Below are 25882 nucleotides of genomic sequence, written 5' to 3'. Positions count from 1 at the left end.
TGGTAATTAATGACAAAATGAAACATTACAACTTAATTTCAAAATTGACTATTATTTCGCTTCTCGTTGTGTTTTTCTCCTGCAATGATCTTTCAAATAAAAAAGAAAAACCAATCACAGAAAAAAAGGACTTGCCTAAAATAGCAATATTGGGAATGTTACACTTCACTTCAAAAAACAATGCAGTAAGTCAAAAGTTCACCGAAGTTAAAAGCGAGAAAAGACAGTCTGAAATTAAAATATTAATTGAATCACTTAAAAATTTCAATCCCACAAAAATAGCCGTGGAACGACCTTATCGCTCGGAGGAAGAACTCAACAAAAAGTATGCGGATTATTTAAACGGCTCATATGAACTAACCGAGGAAGAGACCGACCAAATCGCTTTTCGTTTGGCAAAAGAATTAAACCACAAACGTCTATATTTAGCATATTCCCCTGTCCAATATGCATTTGATTCGACTGTTGCCTTTGCTGGACAGAATGGACAATCCAAACTGATAGACTCAATTATTGAAAATGCTAAGGAGCTGGCCGAGGAATATGACAAAATTGCTTTGAAAGGTACAATTCAAGATGCAGTCTACTACCTTAATACCGACGGAGCAATAGATAAAAATCATTTTGGCTATATTCTATTAAGTCAAATAGAAAATGAGAAAAATAAAATTGGAGCAGAAACTGTAGGAGAATGGTATAAGTCAAACATTAAAATTTTCGAAAATATAAGACAACTTGCTGATTCAAATACAGAAAGGATTTTAGTGATTTACGGACAAGGACATTTAAAAATATTGAATCAGCTCATAAAAGACACACCCGAATTAGAACTTGTAAAAATAAACAAATATTTAAAATAACTACCGCTAACAATGGCTCCTATGAAAAGCCCTAGTACAGTTCTCTAAAGTTAAATAATATTTTGTTTTTGCTTTAAACACCTTTTTTCTTTTGATATAACTTGCTCCGCATCCTATTTGTGATACACCTATATATTAGGGTTCACCGGCATCTGTATGATCATAAATTATAATAGACCCGGCCACTTGCTATAAAGATGTGATTTCAACTTCTCGGATCACCCACGTTGTTTTGTGGTACGGGTCTCACTACTATTTTGTGAGCTTTGTTATTGTTGTCTTGATTCAAAGTTGTTCAATTACCCCTATCGCGTATGGCGTCTCCGCAGTTCCCGCCCTTTGGGATCGTGCATCATCGCAGAGCTATGTCAGATTGCAAGGGCCGTAGGATAAGTGGACCATTTGCCGGAACCGCCGCCACGGCTCAACTAATCGACATATCAAGACACTATATGCAATCTGGGCGACAGATTTTATTCCCCATACCGCAAAAATTACTGACAGCACGTCCGCTCGCGCAGACTCGTTACGAAACATGCCATGGTATTAAGCGCAAGCCAGATTACCATGGCATATTTATGGTGATTTTGCTATATTTCCATAAAATCCGCCGGACTTCACATAGCGCGGCATTAACTGCCATTTAAGTTAGAACAAAAAAATTGAACAAATAATTAAAATGATAAAACCATTTTCAGCAAATATTTCCGAAGAAATTCTTGACGACTTAAAGAATAGAATTAAAAATACACGTTGGCCAGATGAAATATCCAACTCAAATTGGATTTACGGAACCAACCTTTCTTTTATGAAAGAATTATCCAACTATTGGCTGTACGAATTCAACTGGAGAAATGTAGAGGCTGAAATAAATTCTTTCCCAAATTTCATTGCAACCATTGATGGTTATGACATCCACTTTATACACGTTAAAGGAAAAGGGAAAAAAAACGTTCCATTAATCATAACTCACGGTTGGCCGGGTTCCTTTATCGAAATGCTTAAGCTTATACCTATGTTGACTGATGATGATGAAATTTCATTTGATTTAGTGATTCCTTCCATTATTGGATTTGGATATTCCGGGAAAAGTCAGGTTGAAGGTTGCAATTCAGAATTCGTGGCTCATTTATGGCACAAGTTAATGATGGAATTAGGATATGAAAGATATGGGGCACAAGGTGGAGATATTGGTTCTGGAGTTAGCTCTTGGTTAGCTTTAAAATATCCTCTAAACCTAATTGGTTTGCACCTGAATTACATTTCTGGCTCTTATACACCGTTTTTAAAAGACGGGGAGCAATTGACAGATGAAGTAGAAGCCTTCCAAAAATACGCATTGGATTGGGCTTCTAAAGAAGCTGCATATTCTCACATACAAAGTACCAAGCCTATAACATTGGCTTTTGGATTAAATGATTCACCCACTGGATTATGCGCTTGGATCATTGAAAAATTTAATTCGTGGAGCGATAACAATGGAGAAATCTATTCCGTGTTTACAAAAGATGAGCTACTTGCAAACGTAACACTCTATTGGATTACTCAAACTATTCATTCATCAACCCGAATGTATTATGAAAACAGTAAACATCCCTTACAATTTGGCGAAAACGATTTTATAAAAATTCCTGTTGGATTCGCAAAATTCCCAAAAGAATTGCCTACGCCACCACGTTCATATATCGAAAAAGGTTTCAATGTGACTCATTGGACCGAAATGCCGGCTGGTGGACATTTTGCTGGAATGGAACAGCCAGACTTAATGGCAAAAGACATAAAAGACTTTTTCAAAGATTTAACTGCCGAGTGCTAAATTACGTGCTAAACCACGTAACTCGTTAGCTGTAATGGGTAAAAATCAGTGCAAGCCATTAAAATTTAGGTAAAAAATCTTCATTTCGGTTACAACACAACTGAATATAGTTACATTTTGTTTTTGTTAGTCGGCGAACTTTGCACAGAACAAAAACAATAAAAATGAACTACAAAATTTTAGGTAAAACAGGCTTAAAAGTCTCAACACTCTGTTTGGGAACAATGAATTATGGTGGAAAAGGATTTTTCAACCATATGGGTGATTTGGGTCAGCAAGAAGTTGACGAACAAATAAAAACCGTAATTGATGCAGGCGTCAATTTTATAGATACTGCCAACATATATTCAGAAGGACTTTCAGAAATAATGATTGGAAAAGCAATAAAAAACCTATCTATTAAACGAGACGACCTCGTTTTGGCAACGAAAGTAAGAGGTAGTATGGGACAAGGTGAAAATGACAGAGGTTTGTCAAGAAAGCACATCATTCAGCAAGTTGACGAAAGTTTAAAAAGACTCAACACCGACTATATTGACCTTTATCAATTGCACACATCTGACCCGTTAACACCAATTGAGGAAACGTTGAGAGCTTTAGACGATTTAGTGCGTAGCGGTAAAGTTCGTTACATTGGTGCAAGTAATTTTATGGCTTGGCATTTTATGAAGGCGTTAGGACATTCAAACTATAATAATTTAGAGAAATTTGCTTCTCTTCAAGCTAATTATTCGCTTGATAATAGAGATTTAGAACGAGAAATGATTCCGTTATTACAAGACCAAAAAGTAGGATTACTAGTTTGGAGTCCTTTAAGTGGTGGACTTTTGACTGGAAAATACAAAAGAGACGGAAACAATGAAAAAGGTCGTTTGAACGATTTTCCATTTGAGCCTTTCCACAAAGAAAGAGCATTTGATGTTTTAGACGTACTTCATCCAATGGCAGCGCAAAAAGGATTTTCAGTTGCTCAATTAGCTTTAGCGTGGTTGTTACATCAATCAGTTGTTACGAGTATAATTATTGGTGCTACAAAAATGACACAACTTCAAGACAATTTAAAAGCTGTTGACATTGAATTTACCGCAGACGAATTAGACAAACTAAACAAAGTTAGTCAATTACCGATTGAGTATCCAAAAAATGTGGTAGAAGTAATGACCGCAGACAGAAGCAACGGACAAGATTTTTTATCGTAACCGAAAATTATGAAAAAGGATAATAAACCAAAAGTCATAAATTCAATCACCGAATTGCATCGGATTTTAGGACTGCCAAAACCTACAAATCCTTTGATTACTTTAATTGACCATTCACAAGAAAGAGAACAAACAGATTTAGGTAACCAAAAAATGGTACTTAACTTTTATAATGTTACTATCAAAAGAAGTTTTCAAGGTCAACTTAAATATGGAAAAAGTCATTACGATTTTGACGAAGGCACAATGTCTTTTCTTTCACCAAATCAAGTGTTGGCAGTTGACGAAAAAGGGGAAAGAAATAATGATGGTTGGTCGTTATTATTTCATCCAGAATTGATTGCAAATTATGGTTTATCCAAAACCATTAAAAAATATGGTTTCTTTTCCTATGGCGTAAACGAGGCATTGCACCTTTCAGATAAGGAAGAACAAATTATAGAAAATTTGGTTCAAAATATTCAAAACGAATACAATTCAGCGATTGACTTGTATAGTCAAGACGTGATTGTTTCAAATCTTGAATTGTTACTTAATTATTGCAATCGTTTTTATAACAGGCAATTTATCACAAGAAAAATGGCGAGTAATGATTTGCTCGCCAATTTTGAAAGTAAGCTATCGGAATATTTTGATGAACGTAAGCAATCGAAATTACCAACAGTTAAAAGTATTGCGGACGAAATGAACGTTTCCGCAAATTATTTGAGTGATATGTTAAGAACCATTACGGGACAAAATACGCAGCAACATATTCATTCTAAACTCATAGAAAAAGCTAAAGAATACTTAACCACAACTTCAAAATCAATTGGCGAGATTGCTTTTCAGCTTGGTTTTGAACATTCGCAATCGTTCAATAGACTATTTAAAAATAAAACCGATTTATCACCTTTAGAATACCGTAATTCATTTAATTAATATTATGCGAAATCCAACCTAAGGAAATAACCACTTATTAAAAACTTGTATAATGGAAGATTCAGGTTCACGAAAAATTTTTAAAGAGCAGGCATTTTTACAATTAGCATCTAATAATAATGAGTCTTTGCTTTTTAATACATTTCGTTTTGAGGATTTTTTTGGGTGTGATAGCACAAAGCTACCTTATAGAAGAAGGGACTATTATAAAATAACTTTAGCTAAAGCCAAGAATAGGCTTTATTACGCTGACAAAGTTTACGAAACAAAAAGGAAATCCCTATTATTTACAAACCCTATGATTCCATTTCATTGGGAACAGTTAGACAAAAATCAAACAGGATACTTCTGTGTATTTAAACCAGAGTTTTTTCAAAACTTTGGTAATTTAAAGGAGTATTCTTTTTTTAAACCAGGTGGAACTCCTCTTTATGAACTTTCTGATGAGCAATACGAAAAAATAGAGCTTATTTTCAAGGAAATTGAAATTGAGCTAAAGTCAGATTACAAACACAAAAACGACTTATTGCGTAATTTAATTTTTCAAATTATGCATAGTGCTGCAAAAATGTATCCCTCAGAAATAACAGACGATACATCATCTACTGCTAACGAACGGATAGCAACTTTATTCCAAGAATTGTTAGAAATGCAATTCCCTTTGGAAAATCCCAATGAAACCATTCAGTTACGTGCTGCATCTGCATTCGCAACAAATCTTTCTGTTCACGTCAACCATTTAAATAAAGTTTTAAAGAAAAAGTACAGGAAGTCTACGTCAGAGATTATTGCTTTAAGAATCTTGCAAGAAGCAAAACACTTATTACGAAATACAGATTGGAATTGTGCAGAAATTGCCTATTGTTTGGCTTTTAAGGAAGCCACTCATTTCAATAATTTTTTCAAAAAGCATTTAGGAAAAACTCCAACACAATTCAGAAATATTTGAATTTTGTAATCATTAGATTGACTCACGTATTTTCACCATCTACATCCTCTTTAATTTTGTACAAATGTATGTAGGTTATGAGAAAACAATGTTTAGCTGCTTTAGCTATTTTCCTTTTAGTCAGTTGTAATGATATGAAGAACAATGAAAATGAATCCTCAAAGAAAAGTAAGGAACTGCAACAATCAGACTCAAAGCGTGAAACACTTGTATCAAATTTAATAAGGGCTGGTGAATTAGAGGTTTCTGGTGAAAATCAAACAGAATGTGACACTTATTTTGATGCAGAAAATTTTAAATTTCACGGTCCCGATGGTTTTGAAACAGATTATGAAGGTCTTACAAACTACTTTAAATCTATACGTGCCGCTTTTGATAATCGCTCTATAGAACGAGGAAAAATTGTGGTTGATGGTAATTTTGTAGCTTGTCAAACTTGGATTAAGGGCAAGTTTGTTAAAGAATTTACACATTCTCCTGTTGGTTCCTTGCCACCCAATGGAAAGGAAATAACTTGGAACCTTATAAATATCTTTCAATTTGACGATAAAGGCAGACTGGTGGAAGAATGGGTTCAGACTGATTATAGAAGCTTCCTTCGCCAACTCGGAGCGGAGGGTCGATGAAAATGTAAGTTTTTAGAATGTTCACTAAATTTTATATTCTTGGTCTAGTGTTATTGCTCTTTGGAATGAAGCCAACCATTAAACGGAACGTGGGAAATAAATAAAATTTGTCCTATATCAAATAGAGTTACGCACCAATTAAATATAGTTGCTAAATTTATAAAAAGAATGGAAAATGGTTTTGTTGGAAAACAAAAAGTAGCCTTACCCTTTTTGTAGCCTTCCTAGTTTTCTACAATTGATGATTCAGAAATAGTAATCATGGGAAAACTCAAAAACAAGATTCGTTCTGACTGTTGACTTTCAATGGAGGATTTGTCATTGCCTAATGCCATATCTGGAAAGCAACCAGACCTTTAAACGATATTAAATTAGTGGCCTGAAACAGCAATAAGTTGAAACAATTACATACCTGTATCAAGACGAGGAAAACTCGTCACAAGCGACTGCACATTCTCTGCAAGCTTTGGCGCATTGTTGACAATGTTGATGTTCATGATTTGAACATTCATCAGCACAGGCTATGCAAACCTGTTTGCAATAATCGATGAGACCTTGAACATTGGTGTAAGAAGTAGCCAAAATTTGGGCAAGTGAGCTGCATACTTCAGCACACACCTTACTTGACCTGATGCAATTTTTCATAATCGAGATGTCATCCTCATCCAGACAGGCGTCCGCACAATAATTGCAGTGGTTGATACAACTTCCTAGTGCAAGAATCAATTTTTCGTTTCTCATACTAACTTTCTTTATGGGTTAAGAGCTTTAAAAGTAGGGTAATTGTCTTGATCTTATTTTCTTGGAAAAATTCAATTTTAATCCAATCACGAAACTGTTCGTAGGAAAATTATAATTAGGGTACTAAATATGAGTACTTGCTAAAGTTCGGACAAAGAGCAATCGAGTTGATGTTAGAGTGGCTGACTTATTTTTTAGGGAGTATTAGAGCTAATATCTTTCCTAAAATGTAGCATTATACGTTTTCTACAAGTGATAATTCAGGAATCGTAACTTATGGGAAAGTGCAACAAAAGAATTATTTCGGCTTTAAAAAATAATGACTTAATTTTTCTACCTTGCGACTAAACTATAACCAACCTAATTACATGTCTTCTATAAAGAGCAGGAATAATGTAAAATTGTTCGGGAATGGCGACCGTACTATTATACTTGCCCATGGTTTTGGATGTGATCAGGCAATGTGGCGTTATATTATACCTTTTCTGGAAAAACATTTTAGGGTTTTGGTGTTTGATTATGTAGGTTGTGGAAAATCGGATGTTGCCTCGTATGATGAAAATCGATATGGTTCTTTATCGGGGTATGCCCAAGATATAATCGAAATTTGTGAGGAGCTAGATATTGAACAGAGTATATTTATCGGTCATTCTGTAAGTTCCATGATTGGAGTATTAGCCTATATTGAAAGGCCTCAAATTTTTCGGTCTATGATAATGATCTGCCCATCCAGCTGCTATTTGAATATTGATGATTATTCTGGAGGGTTTGACAAAAGCGAATTGGAAGATCTATTGGAAATGCTCGATTCGAATTATATCGAATGGGCAAATTATCTGGCACCGGTCGTGATGAAAAATCGGGAAAGGTCGCACCTATCACAGGAGTTGGCCGAAAGCTTTTGCTCTATGGACAAAGGTATCACGAAGAACTTTGCCAGAGTAACTTTTTTCTCTGACAATAGACATGATTTGAAAAAAGTGAACATTCCTTGTCTTATAGTGCAATGTGCGGAGGACGATATAGCAAACGAAAGAGTTGGTCAATTTGTTAAGGATAACCTACCCAACAGTAAAATAACCTATATGGAGGCATCGGGACATTGTCCTCATTTGAGTCACCCGCGAGAGACTGTAGATGTTCTGAAGAATGAACTTTTTACTGAAGAATTCCTTTAAAAATATGTCGGACTTTGACCTGTTGCCATGCGGAGTGATTCGCTTGAATCTCAAGGAAACGATAGTTGAAGTTAACCCATATATACTTGATAAACTAGGTTATGAGTTCGCAGAGCTGGAAGACAGCAGCATCAATTCACTATTAAGTTCTGGTAGTAGAATCCTTTATAAAACTCACTTTTATCCTATTCTAGTAGGCAAGAAAATAATCCATGAAATCGTATTGAGCCTTGTTGGAAAAAAAGGAAATAAGCATCCTTTTCTTTTTAATATGTCAATGTCTTCTAGTGACATCCTTATCACAGGACTTTTCCTAAATAAAAGAAGTGATTTCGAGAGTGGGTTAATTGAAGCGAAAAATGCAGCTGAGATCGCCTTACTGAAAAATCAAGAGTTAATGTTGGCGCATAAAGAACTTGGAGATTTCCAAAAGCAACTTGAGATTCAACTTCGTGAAGAAAAAGATACTAACAAAGACTTACGCGTTCTGAACAAAATGATTTCACATGATTTGCAAGAACCTCTGCGAAAGATTCAGCTTTTTGCCAGTAAAATCATTTCAAGATCCAATAATGAATACCGTCAAGAAATAATCGATAATCTGAGCAGAATCGTTGGTATTGCCCATGAGGGCCACTTATTGACCAAGCGCCTGCAATTATATAGCGAGCTTGAATATTATCCATTAAGAAAGGCTCATTTCGATTTAAGAACTACTATCGAATCAACTAGGGCTAAGAGTGTCATATCTAAATATGATTTCAAATTTGACTTGCAAGTTAATTCGGTTTACGGCGACGAGACCCAAATAACTTTATTATTTACAGAACTGTTCACGTTAATAGGCCGACTTATGGGGCCAAATAATGCAAATACCTTGAACATACAATCTCGAATGCTCGTAATGAATGAAAAAGTGCTCAGTACTTCACATAGAAAGCAATTACGGTTAAGTTTCTTCACGGGTTATCCGGTAAAGAATGGGCATGCCGTAATAAAGTCCGATGGCGGGGGGGAAGGCCGTAGGCTATTAGATATCGGGATGGATGCCGCTTTCTGTGAGAAAATAATAGTTCTGCATGGAGGTTTGTTTAATTTGGAAATTATGGATAATAAAGAAATAGGTATAGAGATCGTACTTCCCTACGAATCCCTTTAATAGTCCGGTTCATTATATGTTTCTTTCCTCACCTCCATATTGGGCAGAAAGACATTATTAAGGCTTAATAAAGGGCCTGAACCAACATTAATAGGTTCAATTAATAATAGCATTGAACTATGTAAAAGGAAATATAATCCTTCCATTTAATTGTTACAATTCATTGGATCCTTATAATTTAAAATAGCCTCAAGGCCTTGTTTTCGCCATAAAGTTTTAAAAGAGGATTGCTAAAGGGATGCCGTAAACTCAGAATCAAAGTCTAATTAAGCGATTAAAAAGAACATGAAATATAAAGTTGCTCAAGGGTTAATAAGCTTTGTTATCCTAGCATTAGTTGGTTGCACAAAAGAGGAAGAATGTACAAGGATAGATAAAATTGGTGGTGGATTATTGCCCGAACAGGAAATTGAAGTCCCGTGCGATTTTCCAGAGCCCAAACCCTTAGGCACGCTTACAAATCAAAAAATATAAATTTGGGGTCAGGTAATCCCAAAACAGAAAGTCCAAATAAACGATTTCAAGTTTACCAGAACTAAGATTGGAATGCTTTTTGTAACTTTACTTTAAAGCTGGAAAGATGGGCACAGCAGAATTGAATAATACTAAGAAGGAATTAGTTGGTTGGATTAAAACTTTAACCGATGATTCTTTAGTGGGCTTGCTTAATTCGGTCAAATTGTCGAGTGAAGGCAAATCTACCGACTGGTGGGATGAGCTAACGGAAAGCGATAGGGTCAATATTTTAAGTGGTATTAGGGATTATCAACAAGGGGAGACTTTAGATTCTAACGAATTCTGGAATGGTCTAGCCAATGGATAAAACCTATAAAGTCATTTGGACCAAACGTTCACTCTCCAATGCTTTGACCATCAAGGCTTATCTGATTAAAAAATTCAGTAAGAAGGAAGTAATCAATTTCGAAAGATTACTTAGACAATTCGAACTTACGGTATCCAACTTCCCCACGCTATACCCTGAATCAACTACCCAAAAACTTTTAAGAAGGGCCGTTATTCACAAGAACACCACTGTCTTTTATATTTTCGATAAAAATCAGGTAACAGTTATTGCCATGAAGGATAATCGGCAAAAGAAACCGAGCAAATAAAAGTTCAAAAAAACGATTGCCACAAGGGTGCCATTTGTTTTGAGGTAAGGAATTATCAATCCTATCACCTTTAGGCGCCATCGAGGACAACTGTGCATACCAACAGCTATATGCAATCCGGTGTGCTCCCTTGTATTTTTCTTTTTTACGTACCTTACCGGTACGACAAACAAAAATCCAAACGCACGACTACACATAGTCCTGCGTTGCCATTAATGCAGAACAAACGATGAGACACATTTCAATCTTCCTGTTTTTGATTTTAATTGGTTGTAAAAACGAAACCAAAAACAAAAGAGAAATCGGAACTGAAAATCAGTCTGAAATGACGACTGAAACCGAGGACGAAATTGACAAATCAGTTTCTGAAATGTGGAACGACTTTACGGAATCAAACCCTGAATTTAAAAACAGGGAAATACCTGAATCAGACTTTTTTCACAATAATGAGAAAGACGCAAATCGGTTGGCGGAATTGACTTTGACTGGAAAAAAGAGAGCTTCTTCTGGACTTTATAGTTTGTACGAGCAATACAATGTGGATTTACCAAGTGTCGGAACAAAACAAATCGTAACTGACTTTAATGGAAAAGCAAAAGCGATAATAGAAAATGTAAGCGTGGACACAATCCCATTCAACAAAATTTCCCAAGAATATGCAGAAATGGATATGGGAACGGACATCGAACCTCTTGAGAAATGGAAAAAAGCACATTGGGACTTTTTTGAAAGTTTTTTAAAAGAAAGTGGAGACAAACCGACCGAAGATATGCTGATAGTCGCTGTGGAGTTTAAAAAAATATGGCCGAAAAATGAATAAAGTACTAATGGCAACAATGTATCCTATATAAAGCCATAGTCCATTGTCTCAAAGATAGTTAATGTGTAATTTTTATCTTAAACCACTTTTTTCTTTTTAGTATAACTTGCTCAGCATCCTATAGGTGATCGTATTTAAAGTCGTCGCCAGCATCTGTAGGATTATAATCTATAATACGTTCAATCACTTGCTAACCGATGTGATGACCTGAATACGGGCCTCACCTACATTGTTCTGTGTGTAGCCTTCCCCATTTTCTACAAATGATAATTCAGAAATCGTAACTTAGTAGAAAGTTCAAATAAACGATGAAAGAGTATAAATTAATACTTCTTGTTTCTTTACTTTCTGTTTTCAGGTCAGCCAGTGCAAACTTACTGATTTTGAGACTATTAGCCATAAGTCCTCCGACACATTAATTCTAAAAACGGGAGTTTACACAAATGCTTCTTTCAAAAGTGACAGTAGGGGAAATGTAGAATTCAATGTGTATCTTCCACCAACTTGGTCCAAAAATAGTTCATCAGAATATCCATTAATTATATTACTTCATGGTCAAAATGGAAGTGAATATTCATTTGTTAATGCACTGCCTGCGGACAGTCTAAACCATTGGGTCAAAATTGAAGCCATACCAGAAATGGTTGTGATTGCTTTAAGAGATGGAGAAAACACCCTGATATGCAATGGTACAGCGATGAAAATGTAAATATGATCACAAGCGAAGCAGATGATAAATTAAGGAAATATTGCAATGAAAAATTCAATAGCACAATGGATAGCTCTAAAATCTCAATAATTGGTCATTCTAGGGGGGCTGCGGTTGCACTTAAATCCCAATAAGTTTACTTCGATTGTATCCCTTTCATATGTGAGTGATTATACAATTAATGGTCTAAAAGAATCGGTTACCAAAAATCGTGAAAGTATTATAAATAGTAGTATCGGAATCCAGATGTACATTGGCAATGAAGATCGATTTGTTCTTGAAGCAGATAGAAGAGGAAGTTGGATAATTAATTCATATTTAAAGGAAAATGGAATTGTAAACGAGCTAATAACAATTGAAGACACTTCACATGATTTATCAGAACTATTCGAGTATACAAATGGTTTAAGTTATTTTGCTTTCTGCTCCAAAATGTGGAAAAAAGTAAAGAAATAGAACATATGAGAAATAATAGAGCCGTGAGGCAGTCTGATTAATTAATTCAAATAAATGATTTCTAGATTCAAAGATACGTACTGCTCAATTTGTTATTCACGGCTAGAATTTAAAGAGGTCACTCCCTGTGACAGGTGTGGATCAGACGACATTGAATTAAACCATTTAAAAGAACATAAGTATCATGAGTAAGTGTTATATCATGGCTTAAAATTAGTGTTATACGATTTTTGCGATGTAGATTTTGGCTCATATGATTCAACATATTATGGATTACAAAAAGTCGGAGAAATCACAGATATCAAAATGACCAAGGGTAAGTTTTGCCCCAAGTGTAGTTGTAATCTGCCATTTCTTAAGTTAAGAACTCGGAGGAATAAAAAAGTTCAAAAAAATGATTAACACTGTCGAAGTGTGGCAATTGAAAAGTTCAAAATTGAGCTATTTCTTAGTTCGCGTATAATAATAGCCTGGTCCGTCACAGAGTAAGTATCCGCCATTGTAAATTTCCGATTCGCTTAGAATACTCAAATGTTCCACCAAGGAATTTCCACAGGTTTGGATAAGGTGAGTGTCATCGGAATAGTTCAACTTAAGATAATCATTTCCATCCGAATTTACCGAGTCATATTTACCGGAAGCAGTGGAGGTGCTATCTTGATATACTCTTTGCTTGATAAAGGTACTATCGGGGAAAAATTCGATAGACTCTCGAAAATCCAATTCTTCCTTATCCAATATTTCCCCGGACATCCCAGAATTCAAGGAAGTGAGCTCATAATACATTTCCATTCCAAAATGGTCCGTTTCGCTGGAACTTGAACAAGAACTCCAAACAGTTGCCATGACTAGTAATAATAGTAACCTTCTCATTATTGTTTTTATATTAGATGGACAAATTACAAGAGGGTTGCCTTAGAATATTCGTAAATAGCTGCACTTTAATAGGTGCCTATAGATGGAAAGTTCAAAAAAAGGATTATTTTAAGTCCTTTTTATATTATTAATCTCTCAACTCTGAGATAAAAAATATTATTCTAAATGAAAGTGGGCCGCTCCATAATGGTGATTTTTATATTATATAGAAGGGTGCTCAATTTTTTCGGCGAGGGTGGTATACTGTGTCCGGCGTTTCCAGTTTCAGTTTCATAAAACGTTTTTAAAATACTGTAATCTTTAATTAACATAAACCTATCCTTTGGACCTAATTCTTCAAAGGGGTCAAGGCCTCCGGAATATCAACTAAAATTTGCTCTTCCGAGATTGGTTATTGGAAAATTTGAAATTCTAATAATTAATCGCAATTTCCACTTTTAGAATCGTAGAAAAAGACCCATGATTTATCACCGCGTAGTGTACTTCTGGAAGTTTCGTCGCAATAAGTTCCACTAAAATAAATGGACACATATTTTGGGGTCGAACTACTTTCAGCCCAACCCTTTAGAGTCGCATCATAATTTTCAGTCGATAGGCCAGAACCAGCAAGCAGACCATCGGCATCACCAAAATTAGTGGGAGAGTCCGGTATTGAAGAAAGCCTCCATTTTCCTAGATTTTGGTCAAAGGAAGATGCCGAATTAAACATACTCGCCATATTGGAAACAGCACTCACATTCCAGTTTCCGATATTACTGTTAAAAGCGCTGGCAAATGAGAACATAAGCAGCATGTTTTCAACCCTGCTTACATTCCATCCACTTAGGTCACCGTTGAAAACGGATGCACTGTCAAACATAAAGGACATATCGATGACCTTCCCGACTTGCCAATTACTGATATTTCCGTTAAAGGATCCCGCATTCTCGAACATCGATTGCATGTTGGTCACATTGCCAACATCCCAAGCATTTAAATCTTGGTTAAAACTATGCGCCCCGGAAAACATCGAAGACATATCAATGACCTTACTTACATTCCATTGACCAATATCTATATTAAAGGGAAAAGCACTTGAGAACATCCCGCTCATATCGGTTACGTTGCCAACATCCCAAGAACCTATATTTTGATTAAAATCAGAATTAGAAAACATATTGCTCATGTTTTCTACATTTTTCACGTCCCAAGCTGTGATATCACTTTCGAAAAAAAGACCTACCTCCAGAAACGAGCTCATATCATTAACATTGCCAACATTCCAACCACTGATGTCCGCTTTAAAATTTCTGGAATCGTATAAAAAATGGTTCATATTACTTACAGAACTTACATCCCAGGCATTTAAATCACCTACGATGTCGTTTGCGCTATAAAACATCTTGCTCATATCGGTAACCATGGATAGATCAGGTACATCAACGGCATTTAAATCTACCTTATAGCAATTTTCAAAAGCACCGTTCATCGATTTCCATTGATTGTCCCCCCATTGTTCCACCGTTATATTTTTGACATCTTTTAAATTAAATGAAGGAAAGATACCGGTGATTGTAATTGTTTTAATACCAAATGTATCATAGCTATGGTCGGCATCCCTAGTATGATTTGTAGTGATAGATCCATCACCCCAGTCAACCGTATAGTTATAATTATAATTTTGGTTGATACCTATTTCAACGTCATAATCATTGATTCCACTCTGCAAAAGGTGCCATTTTATAACGAACCCTTTCTTATTGGTTTCTTCGGTCTCATCTATAACCACAATATTGATTTCTGCAGTGCTATCTAATGAGCTGTCTGACACAGAAACCACAATTTTATGTTCTGGCCTTGTTTCAAAATCCAAGGATTTACCTTGTGCTAAATACAAAATACCTTGGTCGGATACTTCGAATAGTCCATTATCATTTTCAATAAGCTCAAAGACAAGCGTATCCCCCTCTGCATCATTCGCTAAAATCTTACCGATCTCTATACTTTCAGCAGTAGCTTCCGAAACATTAAATGTCTGTCCTTCTATTCTTGGGGCAGTATTTTCAGCATCCTCGGCATCCTCGGTATCGTCTTCCTCTACATCTATTGTTATTAAAGCATTACTATCCAACTTACCGTCAGATACTGAAACAACGATTTTATGTTCAGAGTCTTTTTCAAAATCCAGGGATTTACCATTTACCAAAAACAAAACACCATCATGAGATATTTCGAAAAGACCATTATCATTTTCAATAAGACTAAAAACAAGAGTGTCTTCATCAGGATCACTAGCCGTGACATTTCCTATCTCTGTTCCCGGATCAATTTTTTCTACAACATTGAACGTTTGTGTGCTAATTACGGGTGCGTTATTCGTTTCCGATGCTTCATCAACTTTAGAACAAGAATTAAACGTAAATATTAAAAGGATAACAAGTAAGATTGAAACTTCAAAAACAACTTTATCTTTTTGCATTGATATCGATTTTATTGCATGTCGAATTCATCGCAATATTAGAAACAAGTGCCGATAAGAAACAATTTTAATAGTTTTGTTGCATAGATTCAATGATGAAACACAATCAGAATGGCAGATTATACTCATCCTTTAAACAAATAATACTCATTTAGAGAACTTAAACGAGATACTATACTTTAAAGTTTTTAAATTAGATGAACATCCCAGTTAAATGTTCAAAAGAGGATATGTATGCGGTTTTCCCCTTTTAACAAGTCCATATATCGTATATAAATATCAGAATCTTTTGGCCATATAGATGAGGATATAGAGGGCAGCAAATTTAAGAAGGAATACCTCATAGAGCGGTTAGGGATTTCAAGGGCGACATTCTACAACAAGATAAAAAAGAAAAATTTTACAATTGATGAAATGGTAGTGCTGAGTACTATCCTTTTTCCCGAGGAAGCATAGGCTTTTGAAATCAAAGAGGCACTTAGATCAAGTAGAGAAGATAGCAAGGCCGGAAAAACTAGAAATCATCAAGAAGTTATGGCAAATGTTCGGGGCAAATTAAGGGCATGAAGGATGTTTGGACCCTGAAGGCCGAAAAATCGTTCAATGGTATTTTGAACTATCTTTTGGATATATGAGCTGTTGAAATTGCAATCGGTTTCGTTGATTTAGTGGACCATACTGTAGAGCAAATAGTCGAAAACCCTAAAATGATCAAGATATCGGAATATGACAAAATAAGTAGGGAGGCCTTAATCACAAAACACCTTATTTTGATACCCAGACCATTCTTATGACTTCATTGTACTTTAAGAATAAGGTATCCACGGCAATTGAATATTCCATTGACGAGATACTTCCTTGAGTAGATTCTCCAATTGTCATAAAGAACAATTCACCCCATTCAGTTTGGCTGACTTGAGTAAAACTAAATTTGGTAAACTTTACTTTATTTCCATCCAATGAATACTCCCCATCGAATTCATTGTTCTGAGTCGAGCCTTGGAAACTTAAATCGGACGAAAACGTCCATTGAATTGAGGTTTCTCCTATTGGAGATTCGGGGGAATCGCTAGTGTCAATAGTTTCGTATCTAAGTAATTCCCAGTTTCCAACAAATTGATTTTTCGTTCCTGAATCAGGATTTGAATCGTCATCATTGCATGAGAAAAGTAAAAAAAGAGTCGATATAAAAACAGTATTTAGCGGCTTCATAAAGGAATTAATTTTTAAAGCTAAGTTAGTTATAGGAAGAAAAGTACTATATTGACTATAGGTTAAATTATTGAAATGATTAGGTTAGCACACAATCTTATTAGTTTCGTGAGTTTTAAAAAACCAACCTTTTATAGGACTATTGTATGAACTGAAGTCAATGTCCGTTTATTGTACTTTTTAGATTTTCAACATGTACTAGAGAGTTACTTTGCTGTTGATTTTCTTTGTAAATTTGAATCAGTAAAAATCTATAGAATTTACGATCAATAAGTTACAACTGAGATTACGGTGTCAATAACGGGATTTTACATCAAATAATAATATTTAAAAACCTGTTAATCAACTACTTGAATACAAAATGGGATTCCTGTCATCCCGACGAACAGGGTATTAAGATTTGTTTTTGATACGCTAATGAATGAAAACCAGTAAAATACATTTTTACTGGTTTTTTTGTTTGTATTTGAAAACTTCTATTAGTGCCATTATTTTATTTGAAAATAGTTACCCCGAACGATTGCTGTTACTCGATTTTTTAGTCGTTTACTATAAAGGCATGAATAATACCAGGTATCCAGGCCAGCATAGTAAGCAATATGCTCACTAATAATGTTAGGCCTATACCATGTTTAAGGAATACGGCTAAAGGTGGAAGCAGAATATTAAGAACAATAGTTGTTAAAGACATAATTTTATTTTAGGTGGTAAAGGTGAGATTTTATAGAAGTACATACGGTTTCTATCCGTTATAGAATTGACGTATATCCTATTCCTCTGGAAGCGAATGCCCTTGTATGAATCAGGTTATATAGCCATGTCTTATTCAACTTTTACATAGAGTTTATGATTCTTAATTGAGCTGCTTTGGTAGCTTAGCTTTAATCGGTAATCAGCAGGCATGTAATGCAAATAGATTTCTGAAATTTTTAGTTTTTAACCTGGTAATTTGAGTCAAATGTGTGCTAAAAGTTGGTGCTGTGGTTCAGGTTAAAGTAGTTGTCAAATGCATTTTGAAAGTCAAACATTCTCTTCAGACAATTATAATGTGATGAGGTAAAGATTGTTTTGATTATGTTATTGCACCATGTGTAATAATGCGAAATTACACTTGTTGAACAACGTGCTCATCTTCTCCATAAAAATTTTACAATGCTTGTAAGACATCATGAAAAAGGTTGGAAAATAATCTCACATTATACTCATGCTTTGCTTGCTGGTAAGATAGGGTACCATCTAAAAGACAAGATGCCTGAATTTCATCGGTTGGAAACCTTAACCGCCATTATAAACCATGATGATCACTTGGTCGATTTTGATAAGACCAACTATTTGACAGATGCAGGAACACCACGAGATTTTATGATGGAGGGAGGAGGTGCTAAGGATGATGTAGTGCATGCGAAATCACTTTACAAAGAAACACTTCAGAAATCACAATGGATATCTATGTTGGTATCACGACATATCGAATTTTTGTATCAAGATAGTTCCGATAAAGAGATGCAGCTATTTTTGAAGAAAATGTATCGAAAGCGTAAAGAACAACGTAGATTATATGGCCTAAACCAAGAAATGGAAAATCAGCTCTATAGTGTGCTTCGTTTCTGTGATAGGCTATCATTGATTATCTGCGGCGATGAAGTTCCCATGACAGGTAGGAAGTTGGAAATTAATAAATCAATAGATGATGAAACCTATTTTGTATCATTTGTAGATGAGGGTAAATACTGTATAGAACCATGGCTTTTTTTGGAAAATGCTTTTGAGGTCGATTACGAGTATAAAATTCTTGAGAAGGCAAATTTTAGCTCTAATAAAGAACTTGAACAAGGTCTAGCTAAGGCTCCCGTACGATTACAGAAAATTATTTTGTCAAAATAGGCTGAAGTCTTGTTGGCTTGATTAATTGTAATATAGAGTTTCGACGGGGTTCATAAAGGCATTAAATTAATCAGGTTTACTACATCGGTAAATACCTTTTCCTTTTTTTTTGAAAGCAGCAAAATAATAACAAAGACCGTCTGCTACTTGGCGAATAGAAATTCAGTTTAAGAATAGTTGAAAAGCAATTTAAAAAATTAAATAGTTACATTTTAAAAGAATATTGATGAGTCTTTCAAATTATACGAAAAGGGCCATACTTGGAGGGGTCATATCTTTATTGATAATAGGTTTGGGCACGTTTATGTTAGGCAATCTTAGTGGTTATGAGGCAAAAGTGCTTATCAAATCCAGTCTTGCAGGTCTGAATACCCTCTGCAATACCATAGTTCTGGCATCAGCGACCATACTGGCCTTGATGCTGACCTTAATGGGTGTTAGTTCAGGCAAAACCTCTAACCTTAAAGATGACCATTATAAACATATTATGCAGATTGCAAAACTTGATACCTCAATATTTATCGCGTCGCTCCTGTTTTTTTTAATTTTTAACTTGCCGGTTACTGAAAGCAACAATATACCCGAAAATTGGTATGATATCATATATTATATAACACTCGGTGTCAGCACTGTTTTGAGCTCCGCCTTGGTAGTGGTTGTGTTAATGCTGTATAATACAATTATCAATATCATAAAAATAGTGGGTCTTGGCAAAAAGGATCATCCGCTGGCCAGAAGTGAGGACGAAGATGAAAAGGAATAATTTCTATCATTGCGAAAGTATAAGTGGTTTATAAGAAAGAATTACTTCATTGAACCTTCTAACTTAAGTACGCACTAGTGCAGATTGTAGAACCGATATACTTTGGGCACATTTACCATACAAAACCTCTAGAGCCTGTAGATGTAATGCAACGTTTACCCGGCTGAATTAACTGGAGCTCCAATCTTTTTCACTGACATCTCTGGGTCAGGGTTTTATATATGAATTTGGAGGTGTATCGTCTTTGGCAGCTTAATCTCCAAATTCAAATTTTCCACGACCATTGTACAGGTAGTTCTGACCGATATCGATGGCCGGCGTCACGGTTGTATTTTCAGCAATAGGAAGTACGCCTGCTATTAAATTAATGGGAGTCCCAATTGAGCTCCCTCGACTGATAGACTTTTGCCGATGACCTCTTCGGTCGCGCCCTTTTAAACTTCGTTTTTATAATCAGAATTTCGAGAGAGAGCTAAACCATATTGCCAAGATCTTAGGTTAAGAAACCTGTTTTTGGGTGAGACTACCTAGTCCATTCCAAATAAATTAGCATATTTGAATTATTGTAAAAGCTATCACAATCTTGGTATATCATAAGTTATCGAGAAAAATAGATTTAGTGAGAAACAAATTATACTATGCACACAACGAAAAAACTTTTGCTCACCTTATTATTAGCGTTCATTGGCATACAGCATGCCATAGCCCAGTTCACTATTGCTGACCAGAATCGTGTTGCTTCCATAGTGTATGATATAGAAAATTCAGCATTGGATTCTATTGCCGCTCATCTGCTTGCGCGCGACATAGAAGCGGTAACCCACAAGCGACCCGAAATATTTACCTCACTGGAGGAAGTGGAAGGAAACGTTATCATTATTGGCGATGTAACCTCACAACTAATTGGTCGTTATCTCGACACATCACAACTTAACGGTGGTTGGGAGATGTACGGACGGATATTTAAAAAAGCTCTCACTAAAAAAATTGATCAAGCGATGGTCATTGTTGGCAGCGACCCTCGGGGTGCGGCATACGGAGTTTTTGACCTTTCAAAACAGATTGGCGTATCGCCTTGGTACTGGTGGGCCGATGTGCCAATTGAGCACAAGAATAACTTAATTGTGGATGATGTAGATACTTTTTCAAATTCACCAACCGTAAAATTCCGCGGTATCTTTATCAATGATGAGGGCTGGGGCCTTGAACCCTGGGCTTCTAAAACATTCGAACCTTCCGTAGGTAATCTAGGGCCCAAGACCTATGCAAAAATATTTGAACTGTTGCTACGCCTTAAAGGCAATGCTATATGGCCTGGAATGCATCCGAATACGCGTCCATTCTTCACGGTGCCAGGCAACGCCGAGACAGCCGATAAATGGGGAATTGTGGCGGGCTCATCACATTCTGAGTCTATGCTCCGGAATAATGTCGGTGAATGGAATAGCCGCACCATGGGTGATTTCAATTACAGTAACAATGCTACTTCAGTATATAACTATTGGGAGCAGCGTGTGAAGGAAAGTAAGGGCGTAAATGCAATTTACAGCATGGGTATGCGGGGAGTTCACGATAGCGGTATGCAAGGTTTTGGCTCCACGGATGAGAAAGTAAAGGCACTTGAAACAATTGTTTCGGATCAACGCGAGTTACTTAGAAAATACATTAATGATGATGTGACCCAAGTTCCACAATCGTTTGTTGCCTACAAAGAGGTACTTAAGATTTATGAAAGCGGATTAAAACTTCCTGAAGACATCACGATTATTTGGCCTGACGATAACCACGGCTATATCAAGCACTTTTCCAGTAAAGATGAGCAACTACGTTCCGGTGGGGCAGGGGTTTATTATCATTTGTCGTACCTGGGGGCTCCTCATCCGTACATCTGGCTCTCACCTATGACTCCAGCGTTAGTATGGCGAGAAATGACACGAGCATCGCTGCAGCATATGAATAATATCTGGATTGCCAACGTGGGAGATATCAAACGTCGTGAGTGGAGTATGGAATTTTTTATGAATATGGCCTGGGATATCAACTCTTGGAAACCGGAAAATATCAAAAACTTTTTTGAAAAGGTTGCTACACGGGATATTTCCGGAAAACATAGTCCTGAAATTGCAAATATGATATGGGAATACTACCGGTTGGCCAACGAGCGTAAGCCTGAATTTATGGGCTTTAATGCCCCACAATGGAACGGCTGGCCACCTGTTCAAGATCCTTTATATAGCCTTTGGAATTACAATGATGAGGTGGATAAACGTTTGATTCGCTACCAAAAATTGCAAGCTAAAGCTCAGCAAATAATGCAAGAAATACCTCAAAAAGCCAAGGATACTTATTTCCAGTTGGTCTATTATCCTATCGCCGCGGCTACGGCTATGAACGAAAAATTGTTGTATGCTTATAAGAGCAGGGAATATGCCAAACAAGGTAGAACAGTGGCAAACGCCATGAGTGATTCGGCTTTTGCAGCGTTTGATAAGATCAAGCAGCTTACCCATCATTATAACCATGAGATAGCGAATGGCAAATGGGAACATATGGTAGATTATAGTCCAAGCTATAAAAAAGGGTCACTTGTGTTTTGGGAGCCGATCTCCAAGCGAATCGAAACAGATGGCCTTAAAGGTTTGGGTGTGGCTATCGAGGGGCAGGCCCAACCAGCAAAACCCACTAGGGGAAGCCAGCCGAACATAACTACCCGGGACTCTAAAATATCATTGAGTGCCTCCGAGGCAAAAATATCTGGCGAGATGGTAAGAGGAAAGGATTCGGACGGAGAGTTTATAAGCTGGCCAGATAATGGAACGAACCGACAGATTCAAGAGCCGCACTGGGATGAAATCCCTTTTGAAATAGGTAGCCCTACAAAAGCGATGTTCGAATTTAATTTAGAAGACCAACCGGGAGGCGTGCATAAGCTGAATTTATCTGTAGGCCATCCCGAAGAGGGTAGTGATTTATGGTGGGTAACGTTAAATGACAGACCTCCGTTCAAGTCAAGTATCGTAGCTGGAGGATTGCAGCAACTTCAGGTTCAAGACTTTGTATTAAAACCAGGCTTAAACAAGTTGACCCTTCACCCTTGTGTAGACGGAACGAAATTGTACGGGGTCGATTTCATACAAGAAGGCCAAAGCGAAGTCGTTCGTTACGCTACGGAAAATCGCCTTCCTATATTTAATCGCGCAGCAGGTCAAAAGCATTTTATTGACATTTACAGCAGAGGAAGAGAAACTGAAAAGTGGTCGGCCAAAACTAGTGCCCCTTGGATTCAGTTGAGTGAAGAAGCAGGCGAATTGAATGAAGATCAAGATCGTATCTGGGTAACCATCAATTATGATAAAGCGCCCTCTAAAAAAGAACTAAAGGGGCATGTTAACATTACAAATGGCGAACAGTTCTACCAGGTAGCGGTGTCAGCCGTGAATCATCAGCTAGATCTTGAGCCTGGTGTTTTTGTGGAGCAGGACGGGGTAATTACGATGCCAGCAAGTCAGTTCAACCAGAATCAAGAAGGAAAGGTGGCCTCATGGAACATTTTAACTGGATTGGGGCGTAGTGGTTCAGCAATGTTATTACAGCCCCTAAACGGGTGGTATATTGAAGATTTGTCGCAAGTTCAAAAACAATCTCCAGCTCTTGAATATGAAATTGTGGTTACCCATGGCGGCCAAGCTGAAATTATTGTGGAAGCGGTTCCTGGGTTCCCGATTAAATTTTCACAGCCCTTACGGTGCGCAGTCAGTATCGATGAAGAAGAGCCCCAGTGGATTAATTTTGACATGAAGGGTGAACCGTGGGACAATAATGTATTGGAAACCCGTATGATAGGAACCGGAGGGCTAGACCTAAAACCGGGAGCTTATCGCTTGAAGGTATGGGGCACTGATCCATCGGTAAACGTTGACCGAATTCTAATTGACTTCGGTGGACTAAAACAATCATATACTGGGCCTCATTCATCAAAAATTATGGAGAAGTAAAATATTTATTGTGATAGAAGTACTCTGCAATTTATGCATGAAAATTGGTGGTAATTATGTGTTCGCTCCGATCGGAAAGACCGTAGCAGTCATTTTCATATCGTCGAAAACCTAAAGAGTTTTCACTATATTTTTTCTAATATTGCCAATTCGGCACTACATTTCGACCACTACTAGTGCAACTGACGTACATAGCGCGTCGTCGTAAGGGTTTAAAAAAACAGTAACTTCATTGGAAATGGAATATTCCGAAGTAAATAGATTATCCCGACTAACAGCAATTTTAGTTAAATTCCAAACAAAGAGAATTATTACGGCTTCAGAGTTATCCCAAAAATTTCAGGTCAGCAAAAGAACTATTTACCGAGATATAAAAGCATTATTGAATGCAGGTGTTCCTATTATAACTGAAGAAGGAAAAGGCTATACATTAATGGATGGATATAAAGTGCCACCCGTGATGTTCACCGAAAAACAGGCCAATGCCCTAATTCTTGCAGAACAGTTAGTTCTGAAAAATAAAGACGCCTCATTTGTAAATGATTATTCGGAAGCCATCGATAAAATAAAATCGATTTTACGATACACCACCAAGGACAAAGCAAATCTACTTGCAGATAGAACCCAATATAACCAAGTTAAAAATCAAGAAAGAAATAGTAGCAATCTATCAGATTTACAGAATGCCCTTACCAACTATAATCTTGTGAAAATAACATATATCAATAAGGAAAATTCGGTAACATATAGATTGATAGAACCATTTGCAATATTGAATTCTGAAAATTGGTATTTGGTGGCATGGTGTCGTTTGCGTCATGCATTTCGTTTTTTTAGACCGGACAGAATTCAAAAAATGGAAGTTTTAACAGAACGATTTGAACCCCATAATATGACTTTACAGGAATATTTCGACAAATATCATTAATTGTTTCCACCCTTGACAAAGGGTTGTCACCGGCCCCATTTACGTTTGTATCATACTAATTTTTTAAACTAAAAATAAGAATGAAAAACGTAATTCACACAGGGTTTGACCCGACCGATTTTCCCAAGCCAAGAATAATTCCGGTTAATGGTATAGAATTGGAAATCTTTGAAGCAGGTCAACAAAATTCAAGTAAACCCATTGTACTTTGCCACGGCTTTCCTGAGCATGCATTTTCTTGGCGTTTTCAGATTCCTGAACTTGTTAAAGCTGGCTATCATGTCATCGTACCTAATCAGCGCGGTTATGGCAATTCATCTCGCCCCACCGAAGTAACAGCCTATGATATTGAACATCTAACGGGTGATTTGGTAGCACTGCTCAATTTCTATGAATATGAGAATGCCATTTTCGTCGGTCATGATTGGGGGGCAAATGTTGTTTGGAACCTTGCGTTATTGCATCCAGAACGAGTTTATAAAATTATAAACTTGGCCCTACCTTATCAAGTACGTGGCGAAAAACCTTGGATTGAATGGATGGAGGAGATATTCGGAGCGGATAACTATTTCGTTCACTTTAATCGACAACCTGGAGTAGCGGATGCTGTATTGGATGAAAACAAAGCTCAATTCCTTCGAAATTTGTTTCGAAAAAACATACCTCTCGCATCTCCTGAGCCTGGTATGTTGATGATGGATATTGCAAGAGCGTTAAAACCAATGGGTGAACCCATGATGACAAAAAATGAACTAGCTATTTATGTTTCTGCTTTCGATACATCTGGGTTTACAGGAGGTATCAATTGGTACAGAAATCTTGACCGAAATTGGCGTTTACTGGCTAACGTAAACCCAATAATCAAACACCCCGCACTCATGATATACGGTGAGCGAGATATGATCCCTAAGTTTGAGCATCTGACCGATTTTGTCCCCAATGCAGATGTGGTCAGTCTCGATTGTGGTCATTGTATTCAACAAGAAAGACCAAAGCAAACAACCCGAGCTATTCTAAGATGGTTAAAACAAAAAAATCACTAAAAAAAGTACAGCCAAATAGCGGTTCAGGTGTAAGCTTGAACCGTTTATGAATTCTAGCGTATACTCGTTTTACGAAAGCCCAATATTTTACCTAACACTACACTTGCGCTATCAATGGTATAATGTTATTTAACATTTTAAATGGTACTAAATTCCAATGTTCGCTCCAATCGAGGC

At 36.6% G+C, this 25882-nt stretch carries 24 protein-coding genes; 19 read left to right on the top strand and 5 right to left on the bottom strand.

Going from position 1 to position 25882, the window contains the following annotated elements; genetic code table 11:
* Positions 1-17: 17 nt before the first annotated feature.
* The 6 genes from IV512_RS11605 to IV512_RS11580 all read left to right on the top strand — a co-directional run bounded on the left by IV512_RS11605 (position 18) and on the right by IV512_RS11580 (position 6371).
* Positions 18-860, top strand: coding sequence for a DUF5694 domain-containing protein (locus tag IV512_RS11605; RefSeq protein ID WP_209403512.1), 843 nt, complete (start codon positions 18-20; stop codon positions 858-860).
* 679 nt (positions 861-1539) lie between these two features.
* Entirely contained in the window at positions 1540-2676 is a 1137-nt protein-coding gene (locus IV512_RS11600) for an epoxide hydrolase family protein (RefSeq protein WP_209403510.1), read from the top strand.
* A 164-nt stretch (positions 2677-2840) separates the two neighbouring features.
* A complete protein-coding gene (locus IV512_RS11595; RefSeq protein WP_209403508.1) occupies positions 2841-3875 on the top strand; it encodes an aldo/keto reductase in 1035 nt (344 codons plus the stop codon).
* Between the two features lie 9 nt (positions 3876-3884).
* On the top strand, positions 3885-4796 hold the full coding sequence (locus tag IV512_RS11590; protein ID WP_245224761.1) for an AraC family transcriptional regulator: 912 nt from the start codon (positions 3885-3887) through the stop codon (positions 4794-4796).
* A 52-nt stretch (positions 4797-4848) separates the two neighbouring features.
* Positions 4849-5745 (top strand): AraC family transcriptional regulator, encoded by an 897-nt coding sequence (locus IV512_RS11585; RefSeq protein WP_209403506.1) that lies wholly within the window; start codon positions 4849-4851, stop codon positions 5743-5745.
* A 77-nt stretch (positions 5746-5822) separates the two neighbouring features.
* Positions 5823-6371, top strand: a complete 549-nt coding sequence (locus IV512_RS11580; protein ID WP_209403504.1) for an ester cyclase — start codon at positions 5823-5825, stop codon at positions 6369-6371.
* 417 nt (positions 6372-6788) lie between these two features.
* Here the strand turns inward: IV512_RS11580 and IV512_RS11575 are convergent, their stop codons facing one another.
* Positions 6789-7016: a four-helix bundle copper-binding protein gene (locus IV512_RS11575; RefSeq protein WP_371743289.1), complete on the bottom strand. Its 228-nt coding sequence runs from the start codon at positions 7014-7016 to the stop codon at positions 6789-6791.
* A 464-nt stretch (positions 7017-7480) separates the two neighbouring features.
* On the opposite strand from IV512_RS11575, the gene IV512_RS11570 reads away from it, so the two are divergent.
* From IV512_RS11570 to IV512_RS11540, 7 genes are all read left to right on the top strand, one after another.
* A complete protein-coding gene (locus tag IV512_RS11570; protein ID WP_209403500.1) occupies positions 7481-8290 on the top strand; it encodes an alpha/beta fold hydrolase in 810 nt (269 codons plus the stop codon).
* Positions 8291-8294: 4 nt separating this feature from the next.
* Positions 8295-9449 carry a hypothetical protein gene (locus IV512_RS11565; protein WP_209403498.1) on the top strand — a complete coding sequence of 385 codons (1155 nt, stop codon included), beginning with the start codon at positions 8295-8297 and terminating at the stop codon, positions 9447-9449.
* A 285-nt stretch (positions 9450-9734) separates the two neighbouring features.
* Positions 9735-9923, top strand: coding sequence for a hypothetical protein (locus IV512_RS11560; RefSeq protein WP_209403496.1), 189 nt, complete (start codon positions 9735-9737; stop codon positions 9921-9923).
* A gap of 106 nt (positions 9924-10029) precedes the next feature.
* The gene (locus IV512_RS11555) at positions 10030-10272 is read left to right on the top strand and encodes a hypothetical protein (protein ID WP_209403494.1); all 243 of its coding nucleotides are present in this window, start codon (positions 10030-10032) and stop codon (positions 10270-10272) included.
* Positions 10265-10561: a type II toxin-antitoxin system RelE/ParE family toxin gene (locus tag IV512_RS11550; RefSeq protein WP_209403492.1), complete on the top strand. Its 297-nt coding sequence runs from the start codon at positions 10265-10267 to the stop codon at positions 10559-10561. The genes IV512_RS11555 and IV512_RS11550 overlap by 8 nt, the downstream gene beginning before the upstream one ends.
* Before the next feature lie 229 nt (positions 10562-10790).
* Positions 10791-11381 carry an ASCH domain-containing protein gene (locus IV512_RS11545; protein ID WP_209403491.1) on the top strand — a complete coding sequence of 197 codons (591 nt, stop codon included), beginning with the start codon at positions 10791-10793 and terminating at the stop codon, positions 11379-11381.
* A gap of 799 nt (positions 11382-12180) precedes the next feature.
* Positions 12181-12546: a hypothetical protein gene (locus IV512_RS11540; RefSeq protein WP_209403489.1), complete on the top strand. Its 366-nt coding sequence runs from the start codon at positions 12181-12183 to the stop codon at positions 12544-12546.
* Positions 12547-12987: 441 nt separating this feature from the next.
* On the opposite strand, the gene IV512_RS11535 is transcribed toward IV512_RS11540, so the two are convergent.
* Complete coding sequence (locus tag IV512_RS11535; protein WP_209403487.1) at positions 12988-13419, bottom strand: hypothetical protein; 432 nt, start codon at positions 13417-13419, stop codon at positions 12988-12990.
* A gap of 421 nt (positions 13420-13840) precedes the next feature.
* Positions 13841-15880 carry a BspA family leucine-rich repeat surface protein gene (locus tag IV512_RS11530; protein ID WP_209403485.1) on the bottom strand — a complete coding sequence of 680 codons (2040 nt, stop codon included), beginning with the start codon at positions 15878-15880 and terminating at the stop codon, positions 13841-13843.
* A gap of 276 nt (positions 15881-16156) precedes the next feature.
* On the opposite strand from IV512_RS11530, the gene IV512_RS20035 reads away from it, so the two are divergent.
* A complete protein-coding gene (locus tag IV512_RS20035) occupies positions 16157-16336 on the top strand; it encodes a helix-turn-helix domain-containing protein (RefSeq protein WP_371743296.1) in 180 nt (59 codons plus the stop codon).
* Between the two features lie 309 nt (positions 16337-16645).
* On the opposite strand, the gene IV512_RS11525 is transcribed toward IV512_RS20035, so the two are convergent.
* On the bottom strand, positions 16646-17092 hold the full coding sequence (locus tag IV512_RS11525; protein ID WP_209403483.1) for a hypothetical protein: 447 nt from the start codon (positions 17090-17092) through the stop codon (positions 16646-16648).
* A gap of 538 nt (positions 17093-17630) precedes the next feature.
* Positions 17631-17783 carry a YqaE/Pmp3 family membrane protein gene (locus IV512_RS11520; RefSeq protein ID WP_209403481.1) on the bottom strand — a complete coding sequence of 51 codons (153 nt, stop codon included), beginning with the start codon at positions 17781-17783 and terminating at the stop codon, positions 17631-17633.
* A gap of 461 nt (positions 17784-18244) precedes the next feature.
* Here IV512_RS11520 and IV512_RS11515 point away from each other — a divergent pair, with 461 nt between their 5' ends.
* From IV512_RS11515 to IV512_RS11495, 5 genes are all read left to right on the top strand, one after another.
* Positions 18245-18976, top strand: a complete 732-nt coding sequence (locus IV512_RS11515; protein WP_209403479.1) for a DUF3891 family protein — start codon at positions 18245-18247, stop codon at positions 18974-18976.
* A gap of 226 nt (positions 18977-19202) precedes the next feature.
* On the top strand, positions 19203-19739 hold the full coding sequence (locus tag IV512_RS11510; protein WP_209403477.1) for a hypothetical protein: 537 nt from the start codon (positions 19203-19205) through the stop codon (positions 19737-19739).
* A 638-nt stretch (positions 19740-20377) separates the two neighbouring features.
* Entirely contained in the window at positions 20378-23734 is a 3357-nt protein-coding gene (locus IV512_RS11505) for a glycosyl hydrolase 115 family protein (protein ID WP_209403475.1), read from the top strand.
* A 238-nt stretch (positions 23735-23972) separates the two neighbouring features.
* Positions 23973-24662, top strand: a complete 690-nt coding sequence (locus IV512_RS11500) for a YafY family protein (RefSeq protein ID WP_209403473.1) — start codon at positions 23973-23975, stop codon at positions 24660-24662.
* 80 nt (positions 24663-24742) lie between these two features.
* Positions 24743-25705, top strand: a complete 963-nt coding sequence (locus IV512_RS11495) for an alpha/beta fold hydrolase (RefSeq protein ID WP_209403472.1) — start codon at positions 24743-24745, stop codon at positions 25703-25705.
* Positions 25706-25882 lie beyond the last annotated feature (177 nt).

It is taken from the genome of Pseudozobellia sp. WGM2 (assembly GCF_017810075.1).
In the GTDB taxonomy this organism is placed as follows: domain Bacteria; phylum Bacteroidota; class Bacteroidia; order Flavobacteriales; family Flavobacteriaceae; genus JADNYK01.
This window is presented reverse-complemented; position numbering and strand designations above follow the sequence as displayed.